Consider the following 10,398-nt stretch of genomic DNA (forward strand, 5'->3'; position numbering starts at 1 on the left):
TTTCCAATCAATGTTATCGGCTGGCCTGTGGCCCGGCACGGATGCCGGCTGCGCGCTCGCCCGTGGACAACGTCATGAACGCCTTTGTACGAAAAGCCATCGCCAGTGTGCTGCTGGTTTCTTTTTGGGTGCCCGGCCCGATCCGGGCGGCGGGAATGGTTCCCGAGACGCCTGTCGTTGTGCTTGACGAAGGCGTGGGTGAGGCCGGTATCAATGTGTTCAACAGCGAGTCGCATCCCGCGCTCCTGCACACGTCTGTCGAAGACGTGCCGCAAGATACCGAGTCATTGCTGCTGCTGACACCGCCGGTGGCACGGGTCGAGCCCGGGGCAACGCAGCGCGTGCGTTTCATCCTGCGCAGTGCAGAGCCTTTGAAGACCGAACGCCTCAAGCGCGTGATCTTCGAGGGAATCGCACCGCAGGACTCGACGGGCAAGGCGCAGGTGAGTCTGAGCCTGCGCCAGAACATTCCGGCGATCCTGCGCCCGGCGAATCTGCCGGTCGACCGCGAGCCCTGGAAGCATCTGGTGTGGTCGCGACAAGGCACTGACATCCAGGTGCGCAATCCCAGCCCGTACGTGGTGCGGCTGGGCCATTCGGTGACGCTGCTGCCCGACAACAAAGAGATGGATCTGGGCCGCACGTATGTGCTGCCCGGCGAGCAACTGACCTTGAGCGGGACGCCTGATCCGAGCGGTTCGCCGCTTCAGGTGCGACTGTTTCCAGTGACCACCTACGGTTTCGCCATTGCGCACTTCGATGCTCCTTTGGTGACGGATTGATGCATCGAGGTTGTCTGGCCGGCGCGGCGTTGATCATCGTTCTCGGCACCGCCCCTGTCGCCAGAAGCGCCGAGGGGCTGTCCGTGCAGTTCAATCAGGATGTATTGAAATCACGCGGGCTGGATCCGCGCCTGGCCGAATACTTCAGTCAGGCGCCACGTTTTCGCGAGGGCGTGCAGTCAGTCTCGCTATCGGTCAACGGCGTTGCGAAGGGGCAGGTGCAGGTCGCGTTCAATGCCGAAGGCGAGTTGTGTTTCACGCCTTCACTTCCGGAGCGGGGCGGATTTCGGGCGGCGGATCACGTCGAGTCGACGGGTGATTCGGGATGCGAACTGTTCGCCCGGTACTTTCCGGGTGCGGTGGTACAAGCCGATCCGTCGCAGGAACATATCTCGCTGCTGTTGCCCACCGATGCGCTGGTGCCTGATCGCCCGGTTCGTCGCAGCTTCCTCAACGGGGGTACGGCAGGTCTGTTCAACTACGACGCCTTGCTGCTGGGCAGCCGTTTCGCCGGCCAGTCTTCGCAGTTCCGCAATCTGAATGCCGAGCTGGGCCTGAATGCGGCGGACTGGTCGTTTCGCAGTCGGCAGGTGTACAGCGAGTTCGCCGGAGAGAATCGCCTCGAGCATTTGTATGCCTACGCCTCGCACACTTCGGAACGCTATCAGGCCAACCTGCAACTCGGTCAGTTGAACATGGTCTCGCCGCTGTTTTCCGGTGAGGCCTTCAACGGCTTCCAGGTGCAACCGGAACTGGCCCTGATGGCGCTGGACGATGACAGCTCCGGTGCGCGGGTTGAAGGCATTGCCTATTCCGCCGCGCGAATCGAAGTCACCCAGAACGGTGCGCTGATATACACCACGGTGGTGCCCAGTGGGCCTTTCACGCTGGTGGGTTTGCCACTGCTCAGCCAGAGCGTGGACCTGGAAGTGACGGTGCACGAAGAGGACGGTCAGCAGCGGCGTTTCATTGTGCCGGCGACGCAGTTGCGGGGCGGGATGACGGGCCGGGCGGCAGGCTATGGGCTGGCGGTCGGTCAGGTGAGGCGCTACGCCGGTGACGAGCGTGATGCGCCGTCCTTTGCCGCTGCCAGCAAGGACTGGCGGCTGGGCTCGCGCGGGCAGGTCACGGCCGGCGCCATGTTTGGCACAGGCTATGAGTCGCTGGGCTGGGCAATGCAGGGCGGCATCGGTGATCGGCTGATACTCGGTGGGCGCCAGGTGATTTCCCGGGCACAGTATCAGGCCGTGTCCGGCACGCAATTGCAGTGGACGGCCAGCGGTCGGTTGAGTGAACGGTTGTCGACAAGTGTTGCGCTGACCCAGCAGACCCAGGGTTTCCGCACGCTGTCGGACACCACCTGGGATTCGCGCAATGATCGACCGTTCCAGCGAGTACGCAATCAACTGACGGCAAACCTCAGCACCAGCAGTCCGGTGTACGGAGGCTTTTCTGCCAGCTACTCGCGGTTTTCCCTGTTTGACGGGACGGCCACGTCCAGAGTTGCCCTGGCCTGGTCGCAGAGTATTCGGCGGGCCAATGTGACATTTACGGTTGAGCGTGATGTTGCCGGAGCCTCCGATGATGCTCGTGGCACAGCGGCTTATCTGAGTGTCAGCCTGCCGTTGGGCGCGCGCCAGACCTTGCGCGGTTACGTGCGTAACGACGACGTGAGCGGCACCCGCAGCGGTCTGCGATTCAATGAACAGTTCAGCGACACCCTCGCTTACAGCATCGGCGCCGAACGGCCGGATGACGGTAGCGCCGGGTTCAACGGACGGGTCAATCTGTTGCCCCGCTATAGCCAGCTGGATATGGGCTATTCGCGCAGTGGTGCGGATAGCCAGAACTATGACATCGGCCTGCGTGGCGGTGCGCTGGTGCACGGTGGTGGCGTAACGCTGTCGCCTTATCCGCTGCGCGAAACCTTCGCCTTGCTCAAGGCCGGCGACAGCGCCGGCGTCAGGTTGAACACCCCGCGAGGCCCGGTCTGGACTGATCATTCCGGACACGCCGTGGCAGCGAGTCTGCCGGCGTACAGCAAAGGACGGGTCGAGCTGGACACGGCCAGCCTGGGACGCAATGTCGATGTGCACAACGCTTTTCAAGAGGTCGAAGCCGGGCGTGGCGCCTTCGCGCATCTGGCGTTCGACATGGTCACCGCGCGGCGCGTGCTGTTGCAGGCGCGCACCGCCGACAACGTTCTTCTGCGCAAGGGCGGAGCCGTTTTCGACGCGCAGGGACAGTACATCACCAACGTACTGGAGGCCGGCACGATCTTCTTGCCCGATGTCCGGCCAGACACGAGTTTGCACGTGGTGCTGCCCGATGGCATTCGCTGCCGGTTGGTCTACAGCCTCGGCGAACCACCCGACACCCAATCGCTGTACGAAACAGCTCAAGCCACCTGCCACGCGGTTTAGGAGTCAGTCACCATGCATCGTTTGAATACCGGCACGATCGGTCTGGCATTGCTCAGTGCCGTATTTATCGTCGATCAGGCACAGGCGCAGTCGGGCTGTGCAGTCAGGCTGGGGCAGCCTTCCATCGACTTTGGAGCGATGACGCGCGGTCAGTTGCTGCAGCAGCCCCTGGATAATGACCAGCTGAGTTTCGGGCGCCGACGGGTGCAGATCACCGTTCAGTGTGAACGGACAGTTGCGCTGCGACTCGACCTGGCGGCGCCGGCCGCGGATACCGTGGACTATCGGTTTGGCGCAGGGGCGTTGAGGGTCCATGTGATGGCTGTCCGGGTGGATGGCAAGGCCGCGCAGTGGCTTGGATTTGAACCGGGTAGCGCATCCGGCGCGGCTGTCTGGCCCACCGGGCAAAGCCTGATTCCCGCGCGGGCGGGCGTTGCACTGGAAGGTCAGCTCATGGACGTCGAAGTGGAACTTGAAGGACGGGTAGGGTCAGCGCAGACCCGGGTTGCCGATCTGACCCGGTTCGGGATCGATCTGCGCTTTCAGGCGTACTGAATCTCGGACCCCGGAAACAGGGCGGTTCAAAGCATCGGGCCACGGCAGCGTAGGATCCCGCCACCAAGCTCAAATTACCTATTGAACCAGTCGTGATTTCGCTGTTTAAGCGCTCCCGTTTCCTACAGATTTATCTCTCATAAGCCGCAATCATCAGCCCGCTTACTTACATACCAAGTTTGTAGGGACTGAACTGTCAATCAAATGGAAGATTACGGCTTATGAAAAAGACATACCGTCTTGCAGTACTGGCGGCGGCGCTGCTGCCAACAATGGCAATGGCAGAAAGCGTTGACCTGAATGTCATCGGCACCATTATTCCGACGTCCTGCATTCCGGCCTTCGCCGGTGGCAGCACGGTGGATCTGCGCAAGATTTCGGCAGCGACTTTGAATCCGACGACCCAGACCTCGCTGGCCGGTCGCGATGTGTCTCTGCACATCAATTGCGATGCACCGGCTCCGGTGGAAGTGTCGGTGCGCGATAACCGGGCTGGCACCAAGCTGCCGGGCATCAGTGATGGTGCCGGGCAGAGTGATCCGGCGCTGTTCTACGGGTTGGGTGACATCAACGGTACCCCCATTGGGGGTTTCGCCTTGCGTCACGGCATTCCCGAGACTGACGGCAATGCGCAGACATTGCTGACCCGGACGCTGGCGGTCCCGACATGGCGTGTGCCGACCAGTACGCTGGTCAGCAATGCACCGCAGTTGTACTCGTGGGGCGCCAGCGCCGCGACCGGTCCGGTTGCCGCCCGTCACCACGGTTTCCCGATGCACCTGCTGCCGATCATCGGCCCAAGCAACGCTCTACCGATTGCCAACGAAATCCCGCTGGACGGCTCCGTGACATTCGACATGTTCTATCTCTGACGGCAGCGTCCCGGTGCCTCTCACGCACCGGGACTGACTGACGCACGCGAGCGCGGTCCGGCATCTGCCGGATCGCATCCAGGATTTCACGGATTATCCCGATGCTCATTTCTTTCAAGTCTGTTCTCAGGACGGCGCCGCTGTGCCTGTCCGCATGGTTTTCAATGCCGCTGGCCCACGCCGCCGGAATGGTTCCGCAGACGCCGGTGCTGTTGGTCGAGGAGGGCATGGGCGAGGCGGTGATGAACGTGCGCAATACCGACACGCATCCCGCACTGCTGCACACCACTGTTGAGAACATCGAGGACCGCGACGATGTACTGCTGATCTTCACCCCGCCCATTGCCCGGGTCGAACCGGGCGGCATTCAGCAAGTGCGATTCATTCTGCAAAACCGGCAACCGTTGAAAACCGAACGCCTCAAGCGGGTGATCTTTGAGGGGATCAGTCCGGCCAGTGACGCTGCCGGAGCCCGGGTTGCTCTCGGTGTACGCCAGAACCTGCCAGTGATTTTGCGCCCTGCCGGATTGCCGGTCGAACGTGAGCCCTGGAAGCGGCTGACCTGGTCAATGGATGCCAACGGTGTACAGGTCGTCAATTCGAGCCCTTACGTGGTGCGGCTGGCGAAAACGATTGTGCCTCTGCCGGGCACACGCTCGGTGAACCTGCCCAAGACTTACATCCTGCCCGGCGAGCGCCTGCACGCCGAGTTGCCCTTGCACACCTCGGCCCAGACGATGGCAGTGAGGATCTTCCCGGCCACCACCTACGGCTTCGCGGTCGACCATTACGACGCGCCGGTTACCCGCTGATGAAGGTCTGCGTTCGTTGGAGCGTGTTGCTGCTTGCGGCCAACTGCAGTGCGCTGGCGGCCGAGTCACTGGAGTTCGACGCCCGCGTGTTGAGAGACCGTGGCATCGATCCCGCGTTGGCGGCGTACTTTCGTGAAGCGCCGCGCTTCATCCAAGGCGAGCATTCCGTAGCGCTTGAGGTCAACGGACATACCCGAGGCCGTGTGCGGGTGGCGTTCAACGAGCTCGGCGAGCTGTGCCTGCACCCCCAATGGCTGAACGTTGCGGGAGTACGCCCGCCAACCTCGATGGACAAGTTGCGACCGGAGCAGTGCATGACGCTGGCGGAGGGATTTCCCGAAGCAATCGTGCGACTGGACCCAGGACGCGAACGGATTGACCTGCTGGTACCGACCGACAGTCTGATGCTGGCGGAGCGTGCGCCAAACAACTTCGTCCATGGTGGTACGGCCGGCGTTTTCAACTACGACGCGTTGATGGTCGGCAGTCAGCATGAAGGCCGGCACGACAGGTTTCAAAGCCTCGGTTCGGAGGTCGGCCTGAATGCCGGGGAATGGGTGCTGCGCAGCCGACAGTCCTACACGTCGACGTCCGGCAACTCACGGTTCGAGCACCTGTATGCCTACGGTGCGCGTACCCTGGAGGACGCCGAAGCCAGCCTGCAGGTCGGGCAATTGAATCTCGCGTCGAGCTTGTTTGCCGGCGAATCCTTCAACGGCGTGCAGATCGTGCCGGAAGCGGCATTCACCCAGTTGCGCGCGGCGCAGGACGGCGCGCGCGGGCAGGTGGAAGGTGTCGCGTATTCGCCGGCCCGCATTGAAGTCCGGCAGAACGGCGTGTTGATCTACACCACCATGGTGCCGAGTGGGCCGTTCACGCTGCGAGCACTGCCGCTGCTGAGCAACCGGATTGATCTGGAGGTGACTGTCCACGAACAGGATGGGCAGGCGCGGCGCTTGCGCGTGCCGGCGGCCAGCCTCCATGAAGCTCAATGGGCCGGGCCGAGCGGGTTCAACTTTGCGCTGGGCACGGTGCGACGGCTGGGCTCGGACGACCGACAGACGCCTTCTTTCACCGCGTTCAGCAAAGATTGGGATTGGGGGCAGGCCACCCGACTGAGCGCCGGTTTGCTCGCGGCAACTGACTACCTGTCGACAGGCTGGGGCCTGCAGCGGCAGTGGGCCGGCGGCTACGCAATGGGCCTGCGACAGGTGCTGTCCGATGACCGCTCCAGTGGCGCGGGAGGCAGCCAGACGCAACTGACGCTCAGTGCGCCGCTGTCCGAGAGCCTGTCGACGAGCCTGGTCGCGGTGCGCCAGAGCCGGAATTTTCGCACGCTGTCAGACACCGGCTGGGATCAGGAGCTCCACCGGGCCGAATCCCCCGGTCGCGATCACCTGGTGTTTTCTCTCACCGGCTCGGTGGATCAATGGGGTGCATTCGGGGCGACCTGGTCGCGATATTCGACTCAGGGTGAGCCGTCGCAGTCGCGTCTTGGCCTCTCGTGGTCGCGCACATTGCCCGAGCGCATCAGCCTTTCGTTGAACCTGGAACGTGCCATCGGCGACACGGCATCTGATCGCCTGGGCAACTCCGCTTACCTGACGCTGGGAATGGCGCTCGGTGGCCAGCGAAGGCTGCGCGGCTATTTGCGCCGTGATGATCGATCCGGCCTGCGCCGGGGCGTGGCCGTCAGCGACGTACTGGGTGAAAACCTGGCCTACAGCGCCAACGCGGAGTACCGCGATGAGACTGCGGCCAGTTACGGCGTGCGTTTCAATGCGCTGCCGCGCTACACCAGCCTGGACGTCGGCGTCGGCCAGCGATCCGGCGCGACCGATTACGACGTGGGGCTGCGCGGTGGTGTGGCGCTGCATCGCGACGGCGCAACCTTGTCGCCTTATCCCCTGCGCGACACCTTCGGCGTACTCAAGGCCGGTGATCGATCAGGCGTAAAACTGAACACGCCCCAAGGACCGGTCTGGACCGATGGTTCGGGTCACGCAGTCGCGGCGAGCCTGCCCGCCTGGTCGACCGCACGGCTGGAAATCGACCCGCTCAGCCTGTCGCGCAACGTCGAAGTGCTCGACGGGGTGAAGGAAGTGCAGCCGGCCCGTGGGTCGGTGCAGCATCTGGACTTTTCCCTCGTCACCGTCCGGCGATTGTTGCTCAACGCCATGACCGTCGACCGGCAATGGCTGGCCAAGGGGTTGAGTGTTCACGATGAGCAGGGCCGCTACCTGACAACGGTCCAGGATGCCGGAACGATTTTTCTGCCCGACGCAAAAGCCGGTCAGCGTCTGCATGTGCAGCTTCCTGACAACACGCGGTGCGAGTTGCGTTTCCCGCTTTCCGAATCCCCTGACGACAGCGCGCTCATCGAGCGGGTCGATGCCACCTGCGCGCCGGCCGAGCTGTCCTGAACGAGTGCATCTGATGAAATTTCTGCTGGTCCTGGTCGTGCTGCTGTGCCTGGTATTTGAACCGGCGTCGGGCGCCGAAGCGTGTCAGTCAAGCCTGTCGCCCGCGAGCGTGAACCTGGGTAGCGCAACGCGCGCCGACCTGCTGCAACGCACGGCGCTTGATGGCCGGGGCCCGGGCTTTGGTCTGCGCAGCGTGCACTTGCGGGTGCACTGTCCCGACGTGCGCTTGATGCGCTGGGCTTTCGCCGCGCCCCCGGCTGATCCGCAACGTTTCCGTTGGGCGGCGGGCACGTTGCAACTGCGTATCGTGGCTGTGCGTCTCGACGGTGCGGCGGTGCACTGGCGGCTGGGCACCGGCCAAACGCTCGAGGGTGATTTCCTGCGACCGGGTATACACGTCGTCCCATGGCAGGCGGACGCCGGTGCCCTGGGCAGCCTGCTGGAAGTGGAGATGGAGCTGGATGCGCGGGTCGATGACGCCTCAAGCCGCCCCGTCGATCCGGAGCGGTTTGAAGGTCACGGCGCATTTACGGTGGACTAATCGACCTCGGCCAACAGCTTGATCGCAGCCGCGCCGACCTTGCGCACCGCCTCCTCAATCAGCGCTGTCGGTTTGGCCGCGTAGTTCATGCGCAGGCAATTGCGGTACTTGCCCGAGGCGGAAAAGATGCTGCCGACGGCAATCTGTACGCCCTGATCGTGCAACGCACGATTCAGTTTCAGCGTATCAAAACCTTCCGGCAGTTCGACCCAGAGCATGAAGCTGCCTTGCGGGCGGCTGGCGCGGGTCCCGGCCGGGAAATAGCGCGTTACCCAGTCGATCATCACGTCGCGATTGCGCTGGTATTGCGTGCGCATCCGCCGCAAATGCGGTTCGAAGTGCCCGGCCTTTAAGAATTCGGCGATGGCGATCTGCGGCTGTGGTGCTGTAGAGCCCGTGCTGATGTATTTCATGTGCAGCACGCGTTCGAGATAGCGACCGGGCGCGACCCAGCCGATGCGCAATCCCGGCGCGAGAGTCTTGGAAAACGAACTGCAGAGTAAGACACGGCCGTCTTCGTCGAAGGATTTGATCGTGCGCGGACGCGGGTAGGTGTAAGCCAGTTCGCCATACACATCGTCCTCGATGATTGCCACGTCGAAGCGCTGGGCCAGGTTGAGCAGGGCGCGTTTGCGCGACTCCGGCATGATGTAGCCGAGCGGGTTGTTGCAGTTGGGTGTGAGCTGGATGACCTTGATCGGCCATTGCTCCAGCGCCAGTTCCAGCGCTTCGAGGCTGATGCCGGTGAGCGGGTCGGTGGGGATTTCCAGGGCTTTCATGCCCAGCCCTTTGAGGGTCTGCATGGCGCCGTGGAAGCTCGGCGAGTCCACCGCAACGATGTCGCCGGGTTCGCAGATCGCGTGGATGCTGGTGGACAGCGCTTCGTGGCAACCGGTGGTGACCACCAGATCGCTGGCGCTCAACTGGCAGCCGGAATCGAGCATCAGCCGGGCGATCTGTTCGCGCAGTTCGAGGGTGCCGTGGATGTTGTCGTAATACAGACCGGGCATGTCCTGACGACGGCTGATACGGGCCAGTCCGCGCAGCAGCGGTTTCATCGTCGGTGACGAGATGTCCGGCATGCCGCGACCGAGTTGCACCACGTCCTTGCGCGGCACGGCGCGAATCAGCTCCAGCACCTGATCCCACTGGGAAATTTCCACCGGCCGCTGCGCGGGACGCCCGACTGCCGGCAGTTCCGGCAACTCGCGACCGACCGGCACGAAGTACCCGGACTTGGGTTTCGGCGTGGCCAGGCCGCTGTCTTCCAGCATCCGATAAGCCTGCTGCACCGTGCTCAGGCTGACTCCGTGTTCTACGCTCAAGGCGCGCACCGACGGCAGGCGATCACCAGGACGGTAGAAGCCTTGTTCGATGCGGGTGCCGAGCAGTTCGGCGAGATTCACATAGAGCGTCATGGCACTGCCTCGATGCAGATGATTCGTTAAACCAGTACAGATGCGGCGTAAATCGACAATTCAGTCTCAGAAACAGCAAATCTGTATGGAAATAATACAGATGTGTTGAATCTGTAATGCTTTTGCTCGCCCGCGCATCATGGAATCTCTGGCTACCCAAGTAAACAGGAGCAATGAAAATGAACGGTTTGAGCGATGTGCGGCTGACGTTACACAGTCAGGAACTGGAGGCAGGGCAACAGGACAACGCGCGCAACGAGATCATGCGCAACGCGCCGTCCGGCCTGAGTCGCTGGGGCCTGTTCTGGCATCGTCTGCACACGCGCAAGGCGTTGCTGCGCCTGACGCCGGAACAGCTCAAGGACATCGGGCTGACCCGCGAGCAGGCGCTGGAGGAGGGGTTGAAGCCGTTCTGGCGGATCTGAGTTCTGCGGTGATCTTTAGATTCGCGAGCAAGCTCGCTTGTATGTTTAGACTTGAAGGGGTGGGCGGGACTAAAAGCTCGATTCCGACTCTAGCCAGTACGGACCGTGGGAGACTTCTCGTCCCGCCCTTTCTACCTAAAGCGCCGA

At 62.8% G+C, this 10,398-nt stretch carries 9 protein-coding genes; 8 read left to right on the plus strand and 1 reads right to left on the minus strand.

The annotated features are described in order from the left end of the window. The first annotated feature begins 74 nt into the window (after positions 1–74). From K5E37_RS13405 to K5E37_RS13435, 7 genes are all read left to right on the plus strand, one after another. Positions 75–782, plus strand: coding sequence for a fimbria/pilus chaperone family protein (locus K5E37_RS13405; protein ID WP_085606110.1), 708 nt, complete (start codon positions 75–77; stop codon positions 780–782). Further along, on the plus strand, positions 782–3,205 hold the full coding sequence (locus tag K5E37_RS13410; protein ID WP_085606108.1) for a fimbria/pilus outer membrane usher protein: 2,424 nt from the start codon (positions 782–784) through the stop codon (positions 3,203–3,205). Before K5E37_RS13405 ends, K5E37_RS13410 begins: the two co-directional genes overlap by 1 nt. Positions 3,206–3,217: 12 nt before the next feature. Next, positions 3,218–3,760, plus strand: coding sequence for a hypothetical protein (locus K5E37_RS13415; protein ID WP_085606106.1), 543 nt, complete (start codon positions 3,218–3,220; stop codon positions 3,758–3,760). Between the two features lie 221 nt (positions 3,761–3,981). Beyond that, on the plus strand, positions 3,982–4,632 hold the full coding sequence (locus K5E37_RS13420) for a DUF1120 domain-containing protein (RefSeq protein WP_085606104.1): 651 nt from the start codon (positions 3,982–3,984) through the stop codon (positions 4,630–4,632). Between the two features lie 101 nt (positions 4,633–4,733). Then, entirely contained in the window at positions 4,734–5,444 is a 711-nt protein-coding gene (locus K5E37_RS13425; protein ID WP_085606102.1) for a fimbria/pilus chaperone family protein, read from the plus strand. Next, on the plus strand, positions 5,444–7,867 hold the full coding sequence (locus K5E37_RS13430; RefSeq protein ID WP_221534065.1) for a fimbria/pilus outer membrane usher protein: 2,424 nt from the start codon (positions 5,444–5,446) through the stop codon (positions 7,865–7,867). The genes K5E37_RS13425 and K5E37_RS13430 overlap by 1 nt, the downstream gene beginning before the upstream one ends. Positions 7,868–7,880: 13 nt before the next feature. Beyond that, positions 7,881–8,408 carry a hypothetical protein gene (locus tag K5E37_RS13435; protein WP_085606098.1) on the plus strand — a complete coding sequence of 176 codons (528 nt, stop codon included), beginning with the start codon at positions 7,881–7,883 and terminating at the stop codon, positions 8,406–8,408. On the opposite strand, the gene K5E37_RS13440 is transcribed toward K5E37_RS13435, so the two are convergent. Beyond that, the gene (locus K5E37_RS13440; protein ID WP_007954479.1) at positions 8,405–9,826 is read right to left on the minus strand and encodes a PLP-dependent aminotransferase family protein; all 1,422 of its coding nucleotides are present in this window, start codon (positions 9,824–9,826) and stop codon (positions 8,405–8,407) included. The genes K5E37_RS13435 and K5E37_RS13440 overlap by 4 nt on opposite strands. 179 nt (positions 9,827–10,005) lie before the next feature. Between K5E37_RS13440 and K5E37_RS13445 the strand changes: the two genes are divergently transcribed. Beyond that, on the plus strand, positions 10,006–10,251 hold the full coding sequence (locus tag K5E37_RS13445; RefSeq protein ID WP_007954481.1) for a DUF1127 domain-containing protein: 246 nt from the start codon (positions 10,006–10,008) through the stop codon (positions 10,249–10,251). The last annotated feature ends 147 nt before the right edge of the window (positions 10,252–10,398 follow it).

Origin of the sequence: Pseudomonas sp. RIT778 (assembly GCF_019718735.1) — a bacterium.
GTDB classification, from domain to species: Bacteria; Pseudomonadota; Gammaproteobacteria; order Pseudomonadales; family Pseudomonadaceae; genus Aquipseudomonas; species Aquipseudomonas aphyarum.

What these genes read in the sequence shown, in the direction of transcription:
- K5E37_RS13405 (WP_085606110.1), top strand. Translation starts at nt 75, where the DNA reads ATGAACGCCTTTGTACGAAAAGCCATCGCCAGTGTGCTGCTGGTTTCT.
- K5E37_RS13410 (WP_085606108.1), top strand. Translation starts at nt 782, where the DNA reads ATGCATCGAGGTTGTCTGGCCGGCGCGGCGTTGATCATCGTTCTCGGC.
- K5E37_RS13415 (WP_085606106.1), top strand. Translation starts at nt 3,218, where the DNA reads ATGCATCGTTTGAATACCGGCACGATCGGTCTGGCATTGCTCAGTGCC.
- K5E37_RS13420 (WP_085606104.1), top strand. Translation starts at nt 3,982, where the DNA reads ATGAAAAAGACATACCGTCTTGCAGTACTGGCGGCGGCGCTGCTGCCA.
- K5E37_RS13425 (WP_085606102.1), top strand. Translation starts at nt 4,734, where the DNA reads ATGCTCATTTCTTTCAAGTCTGTTCTCAGGACGGCGCCGCTGTGCCTG.
- K5E37_RS13430 (WP_221534065.1), top strand. Translation starts at nt 5,444, where the DNA reads ATGAAGGTCTGCGTTCGTTGGAGCGTGTTGCTGCTTGCGGCCAACTGC.
- K5E37_RS13435 (WP_085606098.1), top strand. Translation starts at nt 7,881, where the DNA reads ATGAAATTTCTGCTGGTCCTGGTCGTGCTGCTGTGCCTGGTATTTGAA.
- K5E37_RS13440 (WP_007954479.1), bottom strand. Translation starts at nt 9,826, where the DNA reads ATGACGCTCTATGTGAATCTCGCCGAACTGCTCGGCACCCGCATCGAA.
- K5E37_RS13445 (WP_007954481.1), top strand. Translation starts at nt 10,006, where the DNA reads ATGAACGGTTTGAGCGATGTGCGGCTGACGTTACACAGTCAGGAACTG.